Here is a 20,143-nt window from a genome sequence, read left to right on the forward strand (position 1 = left end):
CGTCCTGGGTGCCAAGCAAATGATGCAACTGATGGGCTGAAGAGCCTTTTTCAGCACAAAAACAAACGCCCCGAACAAGTCGGGGCGTTTGGTCTAGGGCCTGTCAGTGTGTTTTCACACAGTCTGCGAAGGGCCCTTATTCTGTTGCGGTGCAGTCGCTTAGACGCCCGAGGCCTTGGCCGCGGCAACATCTTTGATCGACAGCTTGATACGGCCGCGGTTGTCCACGTCCAGTACCAGCACTTCAACTTCCTGGCCTTCTTTCAGGATGTCGGTGACTTTCTCGACGCGAGCATCGCTCAGCATCGAAATGTGCACCAGGCCGTCCTTACCAGGCAGGATGTTCACGAACGCGCCGAAGTCGACGATACGCTCAACCTTACCCACGTAGATCTTGCCGATTTCGGCCTCGGCGGTGATGCCCAGGATGCGCTGCTTGGCAGCCTCTGCCGCTTCCTTGGTTTCGCCGAAGATCTTGATCGAGCCGTCGTCTTCGATATCGATCGAAGCCTTGGTCTCTTCACAGATGGCACGGATGGTGGCGCCGCCTTTACCGATGACGTCACGGATCTTGTCGGTGTCGATCTTCATCGCGATCATGGTCGGGGCGTTGGCCGACAGTTCGGTACGCGACTGACCAATGATCTGGTTCATCTGGCCGAGGATGTTCAGGCGCGCTTCCAGGGCTTGGCCCAGGGCGATTTCCATGATCTCTTCGGTGATGCCGTTGATCTTGATGTCCATCTGCAGAGCGGTAACACCTTTGGCGGTACCGGCTACCTTGAAGTCCATGTCGCCCAGGTGGTCTTCGTCACCCAGGATGTCGGTCAGAACGGCAAACTTCTCGCCTTCCTTGACCAGGCCCATGGCGATACCGGCAACCGGTGCCTTCATCGGCACACCGGCATCCATCAGCGCAAGGGAAGCGCCACAGACCGAAGCCATGGAGCTGGAACCGTTGGACTCGGTGATTTCCGAAACCACACGGATGGTGTACGGGAACACGTCAGCGGCCGGCAGCATGGCCTGGACCGAACGACGGGCCAGACGGCCGTGGCCGATTTCGCGACGGCCAGCACCGCCCATACGACCACACTCGCCCACCGAGAACGGCGGGAAGTTGTAGTGCAGCATGAAGGGGTCTTTCTTCTCGCCTTCGAGGGTGTCCAGCAGCTGGGCGTCACGGGCAGTACCCAGGGTCGCAACGACCAGAGCCTGGGTTTCGCCACGGGTGAACAGCGCCGAACCGTGGGTCTTCGGCAGAACACCTACTTCGATGTTCAGCGGGCGAACGGTCTTGGTGTCGCGACCGTCGATACGTGGCTTGCCGTTTACGATGTTTTCGCGAACGGTGCGGTATTCGATTTCGCCGAAGATTTCTTTGACTTCGGCAGCCGATGGCTGGCCTTCTTCACCGGAGAACTTGGCGATGGCCTGATCACGCAGCTCGCCCAGGCGCGCGTAGCGATCAGCCTTGACGGTGATAGTGTAGCCCTGCGAAACGCCCTCGCCGAATTCGGCGCGGATGGCGTTGAACAGCTCGGTGTTGGCAACGGCTGGTTTCCAGTCCCAGGTAGGCTTGGCAGCTTCGGCGGCCAGCTCTTTGACAGCCTGGATAACGGCCTGGAATTCGTCGTGGGCGAACAGTACGGCACCCAGCATCTGGTCTTCGGTCAGCTCTTGGGCTTCCGATTCAACCATCAGTACGGCGTCGGAGGTACCGGCAACGACCATGTCCAGGCTCGAGGCAGCCAGTTGCTCGTAGGTCGGGTTCAGCAGGTAGCCGGTGCTTTCGTGGAAGGCAACGCGGGCGGCGCCGATCGGGCCTTCGAACGGAATACCCGAGATGGCCAGGGCAGCCGAGGTACCGATCATCGCAGCGATGTCCGGGTCGGTCTTCTTGCTGGTGGAAACCACGGTGCAGACGACCTGCACTTCGTTCATGAAGCCTTCCGGGAACAGCGGACGGATCGGACGGTCGATCAGGCGCGAGGTCAGGGTCTCTTTCTCGGAAGGACGGCCTTCACGCTTGAAGAAACCACCTGGGATCTTGCCGGCGGCGTAGGTCTTTTCCTGGTAGTGAACCGACAGCGGGAAGAAACCCTTGCCTGGATCAGCCTGTTTGGCGCCTACCACAGTCACCAGCACGGTGACGTCGTTGTCGACGGTAACCAGCACGGCGCCGGTTGCCTGACGGGCAATACGGCCCGTTTCGAGAGTAACGGTCGACTGACCGAACTGGAATGTCTTGATTACCGGGTTCACGGTTTCCTACCTTTTTCAGTGGCTCTGGGGGAACTGGTTTCTTGCGAATTTGTGGGCAGAACGGGGAATCGGCCCCATTGACCGTCCAGATACAACACGAGGCTGGGAGCCTGGTTGAAGAGCGGAAAACCGCTCCACTTCACCAGGCTGCCAACCTCGGAGATACGCATGGCGTGCCCATAGACAACGCTGCCAGGCAGCGCTGCCACTGCATGAGACACGCCATGCACACCACTGACCAGGCCGCTATTAGCGACGCAGGCCCAGGCGACCGATCAGGGCGCTGTAACGAGTGGTGTCTTTACCCTTCAGGTAGTCCAGCAGCTTACGACGCTGGTTTACCATACGGATCAGGCCACGACGCGAGTGGTGGTCTTTACCGTTGGCCTTGAAGTGGCCTTGCAGCTTGTTGATGTTCGCGGTCAGCAGAGCAACCTGAACTTCCGGGCTACCAGTGTCGCCAGCGGCTTGCTGGAAGTCGGTAACGATTTGAGCTTTTTCTTCAACGCTGAGGGCCATTTGGCTTCTCCTGATAACGGATCCCGCAAGCGGGGTCCAATAGGCCAGGGACAAATCCCTGTATTAATAAGAAAGGTGTGACCGTGCCTACTGACAGCCACCCTTGATTCCGTAGGGTTCGGCCAAAGCCTCACCCTGCGGTTTCGGTCATTCCGACCGAATCAGCCGACGCGGCGCAATACGCCCGTCTTCGCTCACTTCACCGATACCGATGAAGCGCGCATTGTGATCCTGTACCCGGACCATGCCAAATTGTGGCGCGTCCGGTGCGCGTACCGCCTGCCCATGCAGCCAGTAAAACGCACTGTGCTCGGACAGGCTTACCATGGGCCAGTCCTGCAGACCGCTGTCCGAGGGCATCAGGAAGCGATCGAGCGCTTCGTTACCGCCTTCGGCATGGGCCTGTTCAAGCGCTTCGAGCGTGACAGTCTGTGCCAGCGCGAAGGGCCCGGCCTGGGTCCTGCGCAGCTCGGCGACATAGGCACCGCAACCAAGGGCCTCGCCGATATCCTCCACCAGGGTGCGGATATAGGTGCCTTTGCTGCATCCTACGGTCAACCGTGCACGAGTGCCTTCGCACTCCAGCAACTCCAAGCGGTTAATAGTAACAGAACGCGCCTCGCGCTCCACTACCTCTCCTGCACGTGCCAGCTTGTACAACGGCTGGCCGTCACGCTTGAGCGCCGAGTACATCGGCGGTATCTGGCTGATCGGGCCACGAAAACGTGGCAGCACCGCTTCGATGTCGGCACGACCAACGGTCACTTCGCGGGTCTGCAGCACCTCACCTTCGGCATCGCCGGTGTTGGTAGTCTGCCCCATCTGCATGACGGTTTCGTAGCCCTTGTCGGAATCGAGCAGGTACTGCGAAAACTTGGTCGCCTCGCCGAAGCACAGCGGCAGCACGCCGGTTGCCAACGGGTCGAGGCTACCGGTGTGGCCGGCCTTTTCCGCGTTGAGCAGCCAGCGCACCTTTTGCAGGGCGGCGTTGGACGTGAAGCCCAGAGGCTTGTCGAGCAGGATGATGCCGCTGACATTGCGGCGGATACGTTTGACCTGGGCCACCGCTTACTCCTTGGTGTCCAACTCGTCGGTATCCTTGTGCAGGCGGTCTTCGGCCACTGCACGCTCGATCAGCGCCGACAGGTGCACACCGCGGCTGACGCTTTCATCGAAGTGGAAGTGCAACTGCGGCACGCTGCGCAGCTGCATCGAGCGGCCCAGGTGCAGACGCAGGAAGCTGGCAGCACTGTTGAGCGCCTTCAACGACTGCTTCACGGCGTCTGGCGTTTCCTCGCCCATGACGGTGATGAACACCTTGGCATGGCCCAGGTCACGGCTGACGTCCACGGCGGTGATGGTGACCAGACCGACACGTGGATCCTTGACTTCGCGACGGATCAGCTCGGCCAGCTCGCGCTGCATCTGATCGCCGATACGTTGGGTACGGCTGTATTCTTTGGCCATTCTTGCTACCTGTAACTTAAAGCGGCAAACGCCCGGTCAGACGAATGCCTGACCGGGCGCTACCTGAAGAGGTGCCGCAAACCGCCCTGTAGCGGGCGTTTGCGGCTAGCTCGCCCTTAGAGGGTACGAGCCACCTGGACTTTCTCGAACACTTCGATCTTGTCACCGACCTTGACGTCGTTGTAGCTCTTGACGCCAATACCGCACTCCATGCCGTTACGCACTTCGGCGGCGTCGTCCTTGAAGCGACGCAGCGATTCCAGCTCGCCTTCGAAGATAACCACGTCTTCGCGCAGTACGCGGATCGGACGGTTACGGTACACGGTACCCTCGATGACCATACAGCCAGCGATGGCACCGAACTTCGGCGAACGGAACACGTCACGTACTTCGGCGACACCCAGGATGTTCTCGCGAACATCGCTGCCGAGCATGCCGGTCAGGGCCTTCTTGACGTCTTCGATGATGTCGTAGATCACGTTGTAGTAACGCATATCCAGACCTTCCTGCTCGACGATCTTGCGCGCGCCGGCATCGGCACGCACGTTGAAGCCGAACAGTACTGCATTCGAAGCCAGCGCCAGGTTGGCGTCGCTCTCGGTGATACCACCGACGCCGCCACCGATCACACGGACCTGTACTTCGTCGTTGCCCAGAGCGCCGAGCGAACCGTTGAGCGCCTCGAGCGAACCGCGAACATCGGTCTTGAGAACGATGTTGAGGGTTTTCTTCTCGGCCTGGCCCATGTTCTCGAAGATGTTTTCCAGCTTGCCGGCGTGAGCACGGGCCAGCTTGACCTCGCGGTACTTGCCTTGACGGAACAGGGCAACTTCGCGGGCTTTCTTCTCGTCGGCCACTACCGACAGCTCGTCACCAGCTTCCGGCGTGCCATCCAGGCCGAGGATCTCGACCGGGATCGACGGGCCAGCTTCCTTCACAGGCTTGCCGTTCTCGTCGAGCATGGCGCGAACACGGCCATAGTTGGAGCCACACAGGACCATGTCGCCCTGACGGAGCGTACCGTCCTGGACCAGGATGGTAGCAACCGGACCACGGCCCTTGTCGAGGCGCGATTCAACCACGACACCACGGCCTGGGGCGGTAGGCGTAGCGGTCAGTTCGAGAACCTCGGCTTGCAGCAGCACGGCTTCGAGCAGTTCGTCGACACCGGTACCCATCTTCGCCGAAACCTTGACGAACGGCGTGTCACCACCCCATTCCTCAGAGGTCACGCCTTCGACGGACAGTTCGTTGCGGATGCGATCGAGGTCAGCACCTGGCTTGTCGATCTTGTTCACCGCGACCACCAGCGGAACGCCAGCTGCCTTGGCATGCTGAACGGCCTCGCGGGTTTGCGGCATCACGCCGTCGTCCGCCGCCACCACCAGGATGACGATGTCGGTCGCCTTGGCACCACGTGCACGCATCTGAGTGAAAGCTGCGTGGCCCGGGGTGTCGAGGAAGGTGACCATGCCGCGGTCGGTTTCGACGTGGTAGGCACCGATGTGCTGGGTGATACCACCAGCTTCGCCAGCGGCAACCTTGGCACGACGGATGTAGTCGAGCAGCGAGGTCTTACCATGGTCAACGTGACCCATGACAGTTACCACCGGCGCACGCGACTCGGACTGGCCTTCGAATTTCAGCGATTCGGCCAGGGAGTCTTCCAGGGCGCTATCGCTGACCAGGGTGACCTTGTGGCCCAGCTCTTCTGCGATCAGCTGAGCGGTTTCCTGGTCGAGTACCTGGTTGATGGTAACCGGGGTGCCCATCTTGAACATGAACTTGACAACTTCAGCGCCCTTGACGGACATCTGGTTGGCCAGTTCGGAGACCGTGATGGTCTCGCCGATGGTCACGTCACGGATGACGGGGCCGGTCGGGTTCTGGAAGCCATGCTGGTTACGCTTCTTCAGCTTGCCCTTGCCACCACGACCACGACGAGCGCCATCGCTCTCTTCGTCGGTGGTACGCGGAGCAGCACGCGGAGTCGGCGCCTTTTCCTTTTCCTTGACCTTGACCTTGATCGACACACGAGGCGCCTCGCCACGACGACGATCGTCATCGCGAGTACGGCTTTCGTTGCGACGGGTCTCGTCCTTCTTGCGCTCGGCAGCACGGGCTGCAGCGTCTTCGGAGGCCGGGGCGTCGGCGACTACCGGAGCCGGGGCAGCGGCAGGTGCCGGCTCTGGCTTGGCGGCAGGCGCAGGAGCGGCTACAGCTGAGTTGGCTGCCTGACGGCGCGCCTGATCTTCGTTGCGCTGGCGAACATCGGCGTCAACCTTGTCGCGAGCGGCGTTTTCAGCCGCGCGGCGCTCTTCCACTTCACGCTTCTGCTCAGCCTGGACTTCTTCCGGGCTGCGCTGCACGAATACTTTCTTCTTGCGTACTTCTACGCTGATGCTCTTGCTACCGGCGACACGCAGGGTGCTGGTGGTTTTGCGCTGCAAGGTAATCTTGCGCGGTTCTTCCGCCTTGCTCTTGTGGCTGCTTTTCAAATGAGTCAGCAGGGTCTGCTTCTCATTGTCGGTCACTACCTGACCGGCGTCGGTGTGCGGCAGACCTGCCTCACGCATCTGCTGCAGCAGGCGCTCTACCGGTGCCTCGACCTCTTGGGCCAGTTCTTTCACCGTGACTTGCGTCATGCACTTCTCTCCTCAGGCCGCGCCTAATTACTCGAACCAATGGGCTCGGGCGGCCATGATCAACTTGCCGGCACGCTCTTCGTCGATGCCGTCGATGTCGAGCAGATCGTCGATCGACTGCTCGGCCAGGTCTTCGCGGTTAACCACGCCGCGCACCGCCAGTTCAGCCGCCAGGTCCTTGTCCATACCCTCAAGAGAGAGCAGGTCTTCGGCCGGGTGGGCGTCTGCCAGTTTTTCTTCGGTAGCGATGGCCTTGGTCAACAAACGGTCCTTGGCTCGAGCGCGGAGCTCATTGACGATATCTTCGTCAAAGCCATCGATGTTGAGCATTTCTTCCAACGGTACGTAGGCAATTTCTTCGAGGCTGGTGAAGCCTTCGTCGACCAGCACTTGGGCCAGCTCCTCGTCGACTTCCAGTTCATCGATGAAATTGCGCAGGATGTCACCTGTTTCGGCCTGCTGCTTGGCCTGAATGTCCTTCTCGGTCATCACGTTCAGGGTCCAGCCGGTCAACTGACTGGCAAGACGAACGTTCTGACCGCCACGGCCAATGGCCTGGGCCAGGTTATCCTCGGCGACGGCGATGTCCATGGCATGGGCATCTTCATCAACGATGATCGCCGCGACTTCAGCCGGCGACATGGCGTTGATGACGAACTGCGCCGGGTTATCGTCCCAAAGGACGATATCCACACGCTCACCACCCAACTCCCCGGATACAGCTTGGACGCGCGAACCACGCATGCCGATACAGGCGCCTTGCGGGTCGATGCGCTTGTCCTTGGAGCGGACGGCGATCTTGGCTCGCGAACCCGGATCACGGGAGGCAGCCATGACTTCAATGAGGCCCTCGGCAATTTCCGGCACTTCAATGCGGAAAAGCTCGATCAGCATCTGTGGCGCGGTGCGCGACAGGATCAGCTGAGGACCACGGTTTTCAGTGCGAATTTCCTTGAGCAGTGCACGCAGGCGCACACCCACACGGAAGGTTTCGCGCGGAATGATATCTTCGCGGGCCAGCAAGGCCTCGGCGTTGTTACCCAGGTCAACGATGACGTTGTCGCGGGTAACCTTTTTAACGGTACCGGAAATGATCTCGCCTACGCGTTCGCGGTAAGCATCGACCACCTGGGCACGCTCGGCCTCACGGACCTTCTGTACGATGACCTGCTTGGCGGTCTGGGCGGCGATACGACCGAACTCGATGGACTCGATCTTCTCCTCGATCACGTCACCAATCTTGGCTTCCGGATGAGTGTCCTTGATCTTGTCCAGCCAGGTTTCGATCGCCGGATCATCAAGATCGGCTTCATCGACCACGGTCCAGCGACGGAAGGTCTCGTAGCTACCGGTGTGACGGTTGATTTCCACACGCAGATCAACTTCATCTTCAAAACGTTTTTTGGTCGCAGTGGCCAGGGCCACTTCCAGCGCTTCGAAAATGACGCCGGGCGGTACACCTTTTTCGTTGGATACCGATTCAACAACCAGCAGTACTTCTTTGCTCATCGTACGCCTCGCCTTGCGCAAGCCATTGGGCCCGGATAGTCCGCCGGGCCCGGCACGTCTCAGTCAAAACTGGGAATAATATTGGCCTTGTCGATCGAGTCGATCGGCAACAGGAACTCTTGGTCGTCCACCTGGACCACCACATCCTGCTCCTCCACACCGCGGAGAAGGCCCTGGAAGTTACGACGACCCTCGAAGGGTGAGCGCAGCTTGATCTTCACTTGTTCGCCGGCATGCGAGGCAAACTGTTCAAGCGTGAACAGCGGGCGTTCCATGCCAGGAGAAGAAACCTCTAGGGTATATTCAGAGCTGATCGGATCTTCCACATCGAGAACGCTGCTGACCTGACGGCTGACTTCTGCGCAGTCGTCCACCAGAATCCCGCCTTCCTTGTCGATGTAGACACGTAGTACCGAATGCTTGCCTTGGGAGACGAATTCAATCCCCCAGCATTCGAAGCCCAGCCCCGTGACCACCGGGGCCAACAAGGCCTGCAACTGTTCTAGCTTGCTCGACACCTGAACCCCCTCGTGCATGCTGTGCAAATGAAAAATGGGCGAAGCGCCCATCCCTGAAAGCGCCGTTGGACAACGACGCCGAAAACTGTTCGGTTAGCAAAAAGCCCCTGAAAAGGGGCTCCGCTGAAGCTGGTTGCGGGGGCTGGATTTGAACCAACGACCTTCGGGTTATGAGCCCGACGAGCTACCAAGCTGCTCCACCCCGCGACAAAGCTGGGGCGAAAGTATAAGACCGAACCCCATTGAGGGTCAAATCCAAACCTTCACCTACAAGAAAGCCCGCTAAAGCGGGCTCTCAAGCTTCAATATGGTACCGAGAAGGGGACTCGAACCCCTACACCCTATGGGCACAACCACCTCAAGGTTGCGTGTCTACCAATTCCACCACCTCGGCAATACTACTACTTGAAACCCGTTACTTCTGCTCTTGAGCCGGAGGAGGTACATCACCCGTATTATTGGTGGTTTCGCTCTTCTGCTGTTGGAGCACCGGTACATCATCATTAACTGCCGGCTTCTGCTGCTCTTTCACTTCTAGCACTGCTGGATCTGGAAGACCTGCTTGGCTAAGCTGGTGAGCTTGTTGCTTCGCGAAGTATCCTAACCCAAGTGCTGTCAAAAAGAAAGTGGCAGCGAGTATAGCAGTGAATTTACTTAGGAACGTTGCAGAGCCCTGGCTCCCGAACACGGTATTTGAAGCACCCGCGCCGAAAGATGCACCTGCTTCGGCACCCTTACCCTGTTGCAACAGTACCAGCACTACAAGCGACAGCGCTGCCAACAGATGAAAAACAACGATGACTGTTTCCAGCATTTGTTCAGTTTCCTGCGGCGCGACAAATTGCACCGAATTCGTCTGCGTTCAGGGAAGCCCCACCAATGAGACCCCCATCGATATCCGGCATGCCGAACAGTTCGGCCGCATTGGCCGCCTTCACGCTGCCGCCGTAGAGCAGCTGCACCTTCGCAGCTACTTCAGCATCTTTTGCCGCCAGCTGGCCGCGGATGGCGGCGTGCACATCCTGGGCCTGCTGTGGCGTGGCCGTCAGGCCGGTGCCGATGGCCCATACAGGCTCATAGGCAATTACTGCATTGGCAAAAGCCTTAACACCGAATGCTTCGATGATACTGCTTAGTTGACGCCCGACAACTTCAAGCGTTTTGCCTGCCTCGCGCTCTTCAAGGGTTTCCCCGATGCAAAGCACTGGCTTCAAACCTTTGGCCTGGGCCGCTGCAAACTTGCGATTGAGCACTTCGTCGGTTTCACCAATGATCTGGCGACGTTCCGAGTGCCCCACCAACACCAACTTGCAACCTGCTTCAACCAGCTGTTCCGGAGCAACTTCCCCGGTCAGCGCACCCTGTTCGGGTTGTACAGCAGAATTCTGTGCGCCGACAGTTATTTCTTTACCTGCCAGGCCATCAATCACCTGATTGATGAACAAAGCCGGCGGAAACACCGCGACTTCCACTCCGCTCGGCAAGGCGAGACTGCTCAAGCCTTCGGTCAGCTCAGCGACGCTAGCGCGGGTACCGTGCATCTTCCAGTTACCAGCTACCATAGGGCGACGCATGCTTTACCTCGTCGGTCAAAGTGGGCGCAGATCTTACCCAACCAGATCTGCGCTGGCAAGCGCCTTCAGACACAAACTTCGCCGACCAGTCTGGCCAGCGCTTCAGCGTGCGTGCGCACCTGGCTTTCGTCTTCGCCCTCGACCATGACCCGCACCAACGGCTCGGTACCCGACTTGCGCAACAGGACACGACCACGCCCTGCCAGGGCCTCGGTCACCTTGGCGCTGGCTTCCTTGACTGCCGGGTGCTCCAGCGGGTCGACCTTGCTGGCGCCAAAGCGCACGTTGATCAGCACCTGCGGGCACTTGCGCAGGGCCTGACGGGCCTGCGCCAGGGTTTCACCACGGCGCTTGAGCGCCATCAGCACCTGCAGCGCGGCAATGATCGCGTCACCGGTGGTGGTGTGGTTGCAGCACACGACGTGGCCAGAGTTTTCACCCCCGACCAGCCACTCGCGCTCCAGCAGTTCGGCCATGACGTAACGGTCGCCGACCTTGGCCCGCACGAACGGGATATCCAGGTCCTTCAGCGCAAGCTCCAGGCCCAGGTTGCTCATCAGCGTACCCACTACCCCGCCCTGCAGCTTGCCACGGTCATGCAGGTCGCGGGCAATGATGAACAGCAGCTCATCACCGTCGACGATGGCGCCCGTATGGTCGACCATCAGCACGCGATCGCCATCACCGTCGAAGGCAATGCCGAGGTCGGCATGACCAACCAGCACGGCGGCCTGCAGCGATTCGATGTGGGTCGAGCCGCAACCTTCGTTGATGTTCAGGCCGTCCGGCTGGGCATGCAGCACGGTCACGTCAGCACCCAGCTCGCGGAACACGCTTGGCGCGACCTTGTAGGTGGCACCGTGGGCACAATCGACCACAAGCTTCAGGCCATCGAAACTGGTGCTGCTAGGCACGCTGCTCTTGCAGAATTCGATGTAGCGGCCAGCAGCATCGTTGATGCGCGAGACCTTGCCCAGCTTGCCCGAGTCGACAACGGTCATCGGTTGGTCGAGCAACTCTTCGATCATCAGCTCGACTTCGTCCGGCAGCTTGGTGCCCTGGCCCGAGAAAAACTTGATGCCGTTGTCTTCATGCGGGTTGTGCGAGGCACTGATGACAATACCCGCCTGGGCATGGAAGGTGCGAGTCAGGTAGGCGATGGCTGGGGTAGGCATTGGCCCCAGCAGCATGACATCGGCACCTGCGGCGGCCAAACCGGCTTCGAGTGCGGACTCGAACATGTAGCCGGAGATACGTGTGTCCTTGCCCACCAGCACCCGGCAATTGCCCTGCTTGCGGAAGGCCATGCCGGCCGCCCAGCCAAGCTTCAGCATGAAGTCAGGCGTGATCGGGTATTCGCCGACGCGGCCACGAATGCCGTCGGTACCAAAGTATTTTCTGCTCATAGGGACTCCAATGTACTTATTCGGCGTTTTGTACCGCAGCAATCATGCGTACCACATCGACGGTTTCGGCCACGTCATGGACACGAAGGATGCTCGCCCCCTTGGTCATGGCCAACGCCGCCAGCGCAAGGCTGCCGTACAAGCGCTCGCCGACCGGACGTTCCAGCGTCAGGCCGATCATGCTCTTTCGTGATACGCCCACCAGTAGCGGGCGCCCAAGGCGATAGAGCGCTTCCATGTGTTTGAACAGGCTCAGGTTGTGCGCCAGGGTCTTGGCGAAACCAAAGCCAGGGTCAAGGATTACTCTGTTCGCGTCGATGCCCGCTGCAGCGCAGGCGGCCATCCGCTGCTCCAGATAACGCGTGACGTCAGCGGTTACATCATCGTAATACGGGTCGTCCTGCATGTTACCCGGCTCGCCGCGCATGTGCATGAGGCACACCGGTAGCCCGGTATCGGCAGCGGCGTCCAGGGCGCCATCACGCTCCAGGGCACGGACGTCATTGATCAACCCGGCACCGAGACGCGCCGATTCACGCATGACGGCAGGCGTCGAAGTATCGACCGAAATGACGACGTCCAGGCGGCTGTTGATGGCCTCGACCATAGGCGCCACACGCTCCAGCTCCTCGGTCACGGATACCGCACGCGCACCGGGGCGCGTGGACTCACCACCGATGTCGATCAGCGTGGCGCCGGCGGCAGCCATCGCTTCGGCATGGCGCAGGGCCTCGTCGCGCTGACTGAAGCGCCCGCCATCGGAGAAGGAATCGGGGGTGATATTGAGAATACCCATGACATGGGTACGCGACAAATCAAGAACCCGGTTGCCGCAAGGCAACCGGGTCGGGTACTGCACTGAGCTCATAGACGCCCTTAGAGTTGAGCTGCCGGACCGCCAATTGGCGATTCAGGGCGATCATCCTGGGCAGCAGGGGTGCCCGAATGCTTGTCGTCGTCCCAATCACGCGGTTCGCGTGGCGTACGGCCAGCCATGATGTCATCGATCTGATCGGCATCAATGGTCTCATACTTCATCAGCGCTTCGGTCATCGCTTCGAGCTTGTCGCGATTCTCGATCAACAGCTGCTTGGCAGTGGCGTAGCACTGGTCGATGATGCTGCGTACTTCGGAGTCGATCAGCTTGGCAGTCTCGCCGGACACACTGGCGTGCTGGCTGCCCGCGCTGCGGCCGAGGAACACTTCACCCTCTTCTTCTGCGTACATCAGCGGGCCGAGTTTTTCCGACAGGCCCCACTTGGTGACCATGTTGCGAGCGATCTGGCTGGCCCGCATGATGTCGTTGGAGGCACCCGTGGTGACGCCGTCGAAGCCCAGGGTCATCTCTTCGGCGATACGGCCGCCGTACAACGAGCAGATCTGGCTGATCAGTGCACGCTTGGACAGGCTGTAGCGGTCTTCTTCCGGCAGGAACATGGTCACGCCCAGGGCGCGACCGCGCGGAATGATCGAAACCTTGTAGACCGGGTCGTGCTCAGGCACCAGGCGACCAACGATGGCATGACCCGCCTCGTGGTAGGCCGTGTTGCGCTTTTCTTTCTCGGACATGACCATGGACTTGCGCTCGGCGCCCATCATGATCTTGTCCTTGGCCAGTTCGAACTCTTTCATTTCGACCAGGCGCTTGTTGGAACGCGCAGCAAACAGCGAAGCCTCGTTGACCAGGTTGGCCAGGTCGGCGCCGGAGAAGCCAGGAGTACCACGGGCAATGACCGCCGGGTTGACGTTTTCGCCGACCGGCACCTTGCGCATGTGCACCTTGAGGATCTGTTCGCGACCGCGGATGTCTGGCAGGCCCACCACCACCTGGCGGTCGAAACGGCCAGGACGCAGCAGTGCCGGGTCGAGTACGTCAGGGCGGTTGGTGGCGGCGATGACGATGATGCCATCGTTCATTTCGAAGCCGTCCATCTCTACCAGCAACTGGTTGAGGGTTTGCTCACGCTCGTCGTGACCGCCGCCCATGCCGGCGCCACGGTGGCGACCAACGGCGTCGATTTCGTCGATGAAGATGATGCACGGGGCGTGCTTCTTGGCCTGCTCGAACATGTCGCGCACACGGCTGGCACCGACACCGACGAACATTTCCACGAAGTCCGAACCGGAAATGGTGAAGAACGGTACTTTTGCTTCCCCCGCAATGGCCTTGGCCAGCAGGGTCTTACCGGTACCGGGCGGGCCTACCATCAGCACACCGCGCGGGATACGGCCACCCAGGCGCTGGAACTTGCCCGGATCGCGCAGGAACTCGACCAGCTCGCCCACTTCTTCCTTGGCTTCGTCACAACCTGCAACGTCGGCCAATGTGGTTTTGACCTGGTCTTCGGACAGCAGGCGCGCCTTGCTCTTGCCGAAACTCATCGGCCCGCCCTTGCCACCCGCACCGCCTTGCATCTGGCGCATGAAGAACATGAACACGGCAATGATCACCAGGATCGGGAAGCTGGCGACCAGCAACTGCGTCCAGATGCTCTGCTGTTCAGGCTGTTTGCCTTCTACAACCACGTGGTTGTCGACCAGGTCACCGATCAGGCCATTGTCGGTAATGGCCGGGCGCACGGTCTTGAAGCTGTCGCCGTCGGCGCGCTTGCCGGTAATGATGTAGCCGTCGACGGTCACACGCTCGACCTTGCCATCCTTGACCTGCTGGATGAAGTCGGAATAGTTGAGGGTCTGCGGCTCGTTAGGGCTGGAGAAGTTGTTCATCACTGTCACCAGGACAGCTGCGATGATCAACCACAGGATCAGATTCTTTGCCATGTCGTTCAATTCGCTACCCTCTGAGGCCGGCGCACGACGCAGCCGTGCCTCGCATGATATTCATCGCCCTAACTTACTACATTACCTACGCAGCCGCAGGCACCGTCTGTAACCCTTTGTGAAAGCTAGACTACACGAAGTTCGGACGATCCAGACGGGAGGGCCGATTGGAAATAACTATCGACCACCCGCAGCACGCTTTTCAAACACCTTTGAAACCTTTGCCCAACAAGTACTGCTCACGGGAACGGTCCCGCGAAGAGGACGGCTTGCGCATTTGCACCTTGTCGAACTTGGTGCGCACATCCTTCAGGTACATATCGAAGCCTTCACCCTGGAAAATCTTGATCAGGAAGTCACCGCCAGGCTTCAACACGCGGGTTGCCAGATCCAGAGCCAGCTCGCAGAGGAACATGGCGCGCGGCATGTCCACCTCGGGCGTACCACTCATATTGGGGGCCATGTCCGAAATCACAAGGTCTACGTGCGAATCACCGACCGCCGCGAGGATCTGCTGCAGCACTGCATCCTCGGTGAAGTCACCCTGGATGAAGGTCACGTCGGGGATCGAGTCCATTTCCAGGATATCGGAAGCGATCAACCGGCCCTGGCCACCAATCAGACGACTGGTCACCTGCGACCAGCCGCCAGGGGCCGCGCCGAGGTCGATTACACTCATGCCAGGACGGATCAGGCGGTCCTTTTCCTGGATCTCCAGCAATTTGTAGCTCGCACGCGAGCGGTAGCCATCCTTCTGCGCTTGTTTCACAAAAGGGTCGTTAAAATGCTCTCGCAGCCAGTTTGCGCTGCTTTTGGAACGTTGTACCACGGGGCACCTCGATGATATGCGTCGTGATTGACTGGGCGGAGCCGGTGGCCCTCGGGTAAAATGCCGGTCAATTTTACAGAATCAGACGGAAAGGGTCAGATTATGCCGCTCAATAACGAGCAGAAGAAGCAGTACAAGTCCATTGGTCATGACCTGAAGCCGGTTTTGATCGTTGCTGGCAACGGTTTGAATGAAGGCGTAGTCGCCGAACTGGAACGCGCCTTGGTCGACCATGAGCTGATCAAGGTCGAGATTCGCTCTGAAGACCGCGAAGAACGTGCCGCAACCATTGCAGAACTGTGCAAGGCCGGCCGTGCCGAGCTGGTGCAGACCATCGGCAAGAAAGCGCTGATCTACCGTAAGAACCCACAGCCCAACAAGCAGCTGTCCAATATCCACCGCTACAAGTAACGGTGGCTCCGATCAGTGGCGCGGTTTGCGCGCCCTGACCGGTACCGGCTGGGCCACCAGCACGATGCCGGAAAAACCCAGCACCAGGAAACAGAACATCTGCCAGCGCTCGCCGACCGAAATGCCGTAGCGCAAGGTGTAGTACCCCACGCAGGCTGAAAACCCCAGCAACAGCATCTGGCCGCGAAATTGCCGCCACCAGGCCGCCAGGCCGTCCACCCTCGCCAGTACCGCCAGCTGAGTCAACAGCCCAAGCAGCGCCACGCCAATCAACCAGCGGTCGATCTGCCCGGCAATGTCTTGCACCAGCAAGGGTGCCAGACCACTGACCTTGAGCGCAGGCACCAGCCCCACATGGAACACCCACAGGCCACCAACCCAGAAAACCTGGGCCAGTTGCCAGAGGATCCCCTCAAGGGATGGCGCCCGCAGGCGCCGGTCAGATGTGCTGGACTTCGACAATCTCGTACTCGACCGTGCCGCTTGGCGTCTTGATGACGACGATATCGCCTTCTTCCTTGCCGATAATGGCACGGGCAATCGGCGCGCTTGCCGAAAGCTTGCCGAGCTTGATGTTGGCTTCATCCTCGCCAACGATCTGGTATTTCACCCGCTCGTCGGTTTCGGTGTTGGCCAGCTCTACGGTGGTGCCGAAGATGACCTTGCCGGTATGGGCAATGGTGGTCACGTCGATCACGACCGAGTTCTGCAGACGGCCTTCGATATCGCGGATACGCGCCTCGACCATGCCCTGCTCTTCGCGGGCGGCATGGTATTCGGCGTTTTCCTTGAGGTCGCCCAGTTCGCGCGCTTCACCGATCGCCTGGCTCAGGCGCGGGCGCTCGGTCTTGCTCAGGAACAGGTGCTCCTCTTCCAGGGCGCGAGCGCCCTGGACGGTCATCGGGTACTTGGTAATGCTCATGCTTTCAGTCCTGCATGCAGATCTTGCAGGCGACGAACGGTCTTTTCAGGACCAAATTTCAGCGCCTCGCAGATGGCTTCACCAGCCGCAATGGTAGTGGTGCAGTAAATCTTGTGCTGCAGCGCATTGCGACGAATCGAGTAGGAATCGGCGATCGACTGGCGCCCTTCGGTGGTGTTGATGATCAGCGACACTTCGTCGTTCTTGATCATGTCTACCACGTGCGGACGGCCTTCGGTCACTTTGTTCACGCGGCGCACTTTCAGGCCGGCCGCTTCGATAACCTTGGCGGTACCTGCAGTAGCAACCACTTCGAAGCCCAGGGCGATCAGGTCACGGGCAACGCCAGCCACTTGTGGCTTGTCGTCGTCACGCACGCTGATGAACGCGGTACCGCCGGTCGGCAGCACTTCGCTGGCCCCCATCTGGGCCTTGGCGAACGCTTCACCGAAGCTGTCACCGACACCCATGACTTCACCGGTCGATTTCATCTCAGGGCCGAGGATCGGGTCAACCCCTGGGAACTTGGCGAACGGGAAGACGGCTTCCTTGACGCTGTAGAAGTTCGGGATGATTTCCTTGGTGAAGCCCAGTTCTTTCAGGGTTTTGCCAGCCATGACGCGGGCAGCGATCATCGCCAGGGAAGTGCCGATGCACTTGGAAACGAATGGTACGGTACGCGAAGCGCGCGGGTTGACTTCGATCACGTAGATCTTGTCGCCCTGCAGGGCCAGCTGCACGTTCATCAGGCCGACGACACCCAGCTCCAGGGCCATTTTCGACACTTGTACGCGAACTTCGTCCTGCACTTCCTTGCTCAGCGAGTAAGGTGGCAGCGAGCACGCCGAGTCACCGGAGTGAACGCCGGCCTGTTCGATGTGCTGCATGATTGCGCCGATGACCACGTCGGTACCGTCGCAGACCGCATCAACGTCCATCTCGATGGCGCAGTTGAGGAAGTGGTCGAGCAATACCGGGCTGTCATTGGACACCTGTACCGCTTCACGCAGGTAGCGCTTGAGCTCGTCCAGTTCGTAGACGATTTCCATCGCGCGGCCGCCCAGTACGTAGGACGGGCGCACCACCAGCGGGTAACCGATGCTGCCAGCGGCACGGATGGCCTCTTCTTCGCTGCGCACGGTCGCGTTTGGCGGCTGCAGCAGGTTCAGGCGCTGAACCATCTGCTGGAAGCGCTCACGATCTTCGGCACGGTCGATGGCGTCCGGGCTGGTACCGATGATCGGTACGCCAGCTTCTTCCAGCGCGCGAGCCAGTTTCAGCGGGGTCTGGCCGCCGTAGTGGACGATCACGCCTTTCGGCTTCTCGACACGGCACACTTCCAGCACGTCTTCCAGGGTCAGCGGCTCGAAGTACAGGCGGTCGGAGGTGTCGTAGTCGGTGGAGACGGTTTCCGGGTTGCAGTTGACCATGATGGTCTCGTAACCGTCTTCACGCAGCGCCAGGGCGGCGTGTACGCAGCAGTAGTCGAACTCGATACCTTGGCCGATACGGTTCGGGCCGCCACCCAGGATCATGATCTTGTCGCGGGTCGACGGATTCGCCTCGCACTCTTCCTCGTAGGTGGAGTACAGGTAGGCGGTGTCGGTGGCGAACTCGGCGGCGCAGGTGTCGACGCGCTTGTACACCGGGAACACTTCCAGCTTGTGACGGTGACGGCGCAGGTTCTTGTCGGTGATGCCGAGAAGTTTGGCCAGGCGCTGGTCCGAGAAGCCCTTGCGCTTGAGGCGCAGCATGTAGTCCTTGTCGATGGCCGACAGGGCCAGGGTCTTGACCTTCTCTTCTTCCTTGATCAGATCTTCCATCTGCACCAGGAACCACATGTCGATGCCGGTCAGGGCGAAGATTTCTTCGCAGGTCATGCCCGAACGCATGGCGTCGGCCACGTACCAGATACGCTCCGCACCCGGCACGGTCAGTTCGCGCTTGAGGATGCCGGCGGCATCAGGGCTGGCCAGGTCGACTTTCGGGTCCAGACCGCAGGCGCCGACTTCCAGGCCGCGCAGGGCTTTCTGCAGGGACTCCTGGAAGGTACGGCCGATGGCCATGACTTCACCCACAGACTTCATCTGGGTGGTCAGGCGGGCGTCGGCTTTCGGGAATTTCTCGAAGGCAAAGCGCGGCAGCTTGGTGACGACGTAGTCGATCGACGGCTCGAAGGACGCTGGGGTGCGGCCGCCGGTGATGTCGTTCTGCAGCTCGTCCAGGGTGTAACCAATGGCCAGCTTGGCGGCGATCTTGGCGATCGGGAAGCCGGTAGCCTTGGAAGCCAGGGCGGACGAACGCGATACACGCGGGTTCATCTCGATGACGACCATGCGGCCGGTGTCCGGGCAGATACCGAACTGCACGTTGGAACCGCCAGTTTCAACACCGATTTCACGCAGCACCGCCAGCGAGGCGTTGCGCATGATCTGGTATTCCTTGTCGGTCAGGGTCTGCGCGGGAGCAACGGTGATCGAGTCACCGGTGTGCACGCCCATCGGGTCGAAGTTTTCGATCGAGCAGACGATGATGCAGTTGTCCTTTTTGTCGCGGACCACTTCCATCTCGTACTCTTTCCAGCCGATCAGCGATTCGTCGATCAGCAGCTCTTTGGTCGGCGACAGGTCCAGACCACGGGTGCAGATTTCTTCGAATTCTTCACGGTTGTAAGCGATACCACCGCCGGTGCCACCCATGGTGAACGATGGGCGGATGATGCACGGGAAGCCGAGCTTTTCGAGGACCGCATTGGCCTCTTCCATGCTGTGGGCGATACCCGAGCGCGGGCATTCCAGGCCGATGTCTTTCATGGCCTTGTCGAAGCGCGAACGGTCTTCAGCCTTGTCGATGGTGTCGGCGTTGGCACCGATCATTTCTACGCCGAACTTCTCCAGAACGCCGTGGCGCTCCAGGTCCAGGGCGCAGTTCAGTGCGGTCTGGCCACCCATGGTCGGCAGAACGGCGTCCGGGCGCTCTTTCTCGATGATCTTGGCCACCGACTGCCACTTGATCGGCTCGATGTAGGTGGCGTCGGCCATGGAGGGGTCGGTCATGATGGTGGCTGGGTTGGAGTTCACCAGGATGACGCGGAAACCTTCCTCGCGCAGGGCCTTGCAGGCCTGGGCGCCGGAGTAGTCGAATTCACAGGCCTGGCCGATCACGATCGGGCCGGCACCGAGAATCAGGATGCTTTTGATGTCTGTACGTTTTGGCATGGTGGTCACTCAAATCCGGGGTCAGTCGGCAAGCCGCTTTGAACAATCTGGGTCAGGCGCTTCCGGGCGCGGCGCGAGC

General features: G+C 60.1%; 17 protein-coding genes and 2 tRNA genes. 1 reads left to right on the forward strand and 18 read right to left on the reverse strand.

Features of this window, described 5'->3' with window-relative positions; genetic code table 11:
• Positions 1-159: 159 nt before the first annotated feature.
• From pnp to rlmE, 15 genes are all read right to left on the reverse strand, one after another.
• The gene (gene pnp, locus ACN6NG_RS26125) at positions 160-2,265 is read right to left on the reverse strand and encodes a polyribonucleotide nucleotidyltransferase (RefSeq protein WP_016501633.1); all 2,106 of its coding nucleotides are present in this window, start codon (positions 2,263-2,265) and stop codon (positions 160-162) included.
• A 249-nt stretch (positions 2,266-2,514) separates the two neighbouring features.
• Positions 2,515-2,784 (reverse strand): 30S ribosomal protein S15, encoded by a 270-nt coding sequence (rpsO, locus tag ACN6NG_RS26130; protein ID WP_012274241.1) that lies wholly within the window; start codon positions 2,782-2,784, stop codon positions 2,515-2,517.
• 147 nt (positions 2,785-2,931) lie between these two features.
• The gene (gene truB, locus ACN6NG_RS26135) at positions 2,932-3,849 is read right to left on the reverse strand and encodes a tRNA pseudouridine(55) synthase TruB (protein ID WP_016501634.1); all 918 of its coding nucleotides are present in this window, start codon (positions 3,847-3,849) and stop codon (positions 2,932-2,934) included.
• Between the two features lie 3 nt (positions 3,850-3,852).
• Positions 3,853-4,251, reverse strand: a complete 399-nt coding sequence (gene rbfA / locus ACN6NG_RS26140; RefSeq protein ID WP_016489165.1) for a 30S ribosome-binding factor RbfA — start codon at positions 4,249-4,251, stop codon at positions 3,853-3,855.
• Positions 4,252-4,367: 116 nt separating this feature from the next.
• Positions 4,368-6,896, reverse strand: a complete 2,529-nt coding sequence (gene infB / locus ACN6NG_RS26145; protein ID WP_063422842.1) for a translation initiation factor IF-2 — start codon at positions 6,894-6,896, stop codon at positions 4,368-4,370.
• Positions 6,897-6,923: 27 nt separating this feature from the next.
• Positions 6,924-8,405, reverse strand: coding sequence for a transcription termination factor NusA (gene nusA, locus ACN6NG_RS26150; RefSeq protein ID WP_016489167.1), 1,482 nt, complete (start codon positions 8,403-8,405; stop codon positions 6,924-6,926).
• Between the two features lie 59 nt (positions 8,406-8,464).
• Positions 8,465-8,923 (reverse strand): ribosome maturation factor RimP, encoded by a 459-nt coding sequence (rimP, locus tag ACN6NG_RS26155; protein ID WP_033702568.1) that lies wholly within the window; start codon positions 8,921-8,923, stop codon positions 8,465-8,467.
• A 130-nt stretch (positions 8,924-9,053) separates the two neighbouring features.
• A tRNA-Met gene (locus tag ACN6NG_RS26160) sits at positions 9,054-9,130 on the reverse strand.
• Positions 9,131-9,231: 101 nt separating this feature from the next.
• Positions 9,232-9,317, reverse strand: a tRNA-Leu gene (locus tag ACN6NG_RS26165).
• Positions 9,318-9,338: 21 nt separating this feature from the next.
• Complete coding sequence (secG, locus tag ACN6NG_RS26170; protein WP_043202565.1) at positions 9,339-9,737, reverse strand: preprotein translocase subunit SecG; 399 nt, start codon at positions 9,735-9,737, stop codon at positions 9,339-9,341.
• A 4-nt stretch (positions 9,738-9,741) separates the two neighbouring features.
• Complete coding sequence (tpiA, locus tag ACN6NG_RS26175; RefSeq protein WP_474316930.1) at positions 9,742-10,497, reverse strand: triose-phosphate isomerase; 756 nt, start codon at positions 10,495-10,497, stop codon at positions 9,742-9,744.
• A gap of 65 nt (positions 10,498-10,562) precedes the next feature.
• Positions 10,563-11,903, reverse strand: coding sequence for a phosphoglucosamine mutase (glmM, locus tag ACN6NG_RS26180; protein ID WP_063422839.1), 1,341 nt, complete (start codon positions 11,901-11,903; stop codon positions 10,563-10,565).
• Positions 11,904-11,919: 16 nt separating this feature from the next.
• Positions 11,920-12,771: a dihydropteroate synthase gene (gene folP / locus ACN6NG_RS26185; protein ID WP_063422838.1), complete on the reverse strand. Its 852-nt coding sequence runs from the start codon at positions 12,769-12,771 to the stop codon at positions 11,920-11,922.
• 8 nt (positions 12,772-12,779) lie between these two features.
• Entirely contained in the window at positions 12,780-14,684 is a 1,905-nt protein-coding gene (gene ftsH, locus ACN6NG_RS26190; protein ID WP_063422837.1) for an ATP-dependent zinc metalloprotease FtsH, read from the reverse strand.
• A 202-nt stretch (positions 14,685-14,886) separates the two neighbouring features.
• Positions 14,887-15,513, reverse strand: a complete 627-nt coding sequence (gene rlmE, locus ACN6NG_RS26195; protein WP_041167880.1) for a 23S rRNA (uridine(2552)-2'-O)-methyltransferase RlmE — start codon at positions 15,511-15,513, stop codon at positions 14,887-14,889.
• 102 nt (positions 15,514-15,615) lie between these two features.
• On the opposite strand from rlmE, the gene ACN6NG_RS26200 reads away from it, so the two are divergent.
• Complete coding sequence (locus ACN6NG_RS26200; RefSeq protein ID WP_016489174.1) at positions 15,616-15,924, forward strand: YhbY family RNA-binding protein; 309 nt, start codon at positions 15,616-15,618, stop codon at positions 15,922-15,924.
• 12 nt (positions 15,925-15,936) lie between these two features.
• Here the strand turns inward: ACN6NG_RS26200 and ACN6NG_RS26205 are convergent, their stop codons facing one another.
• From ACN6NG_RS26205 to carB, 3 genes are read right to left on the reverse strand one after another with little or no spacing between them, the layout of a single operon-like run.
• Complete coding sequence (locus ACN6NG_RS26205; RefSeq protein WP_016501644.1) at positions 15,937-16,386, reverse strand: hypothetical protein; 450 nt, start codon at positions 16,384-16,386, stop codon at positions 15,937-15,939.
• Positions 16,364-16,846 (reverse strand): transcription elongation factor GreA, encoded by a 483-nt coding sequence (greA, locus tag ACN6NG_RS26210; protein WP_016501645.1) that lies wholly within the window; start codon positions 16,844-16,846, stop codon positions 16,364-16,366. Before greA ends, ACN6NG_RS26205 begins: the two co-directional genes overlap by 23 nt.
• Positions 16,843-20,064, reverse strand: a complete 3,222-nt coding sequence (gene carB, locus ACN6NG_RS26215) for a carbamoyl-phosphate synthase large subunit (protein WP_063422836.1) — start codon at positions 20,062-20,064, stop codon at positions 16,843-16,845. The genes greA and carB overlap by 4 nt, the downstream gene beginning before the upstream one ends.
• Positions 20,065-20,143: the final 79 nt, after the last annotated feature.

It is taken from the genome of Pseudomonas sp. TSO6 (assembly GCF_056098905.1).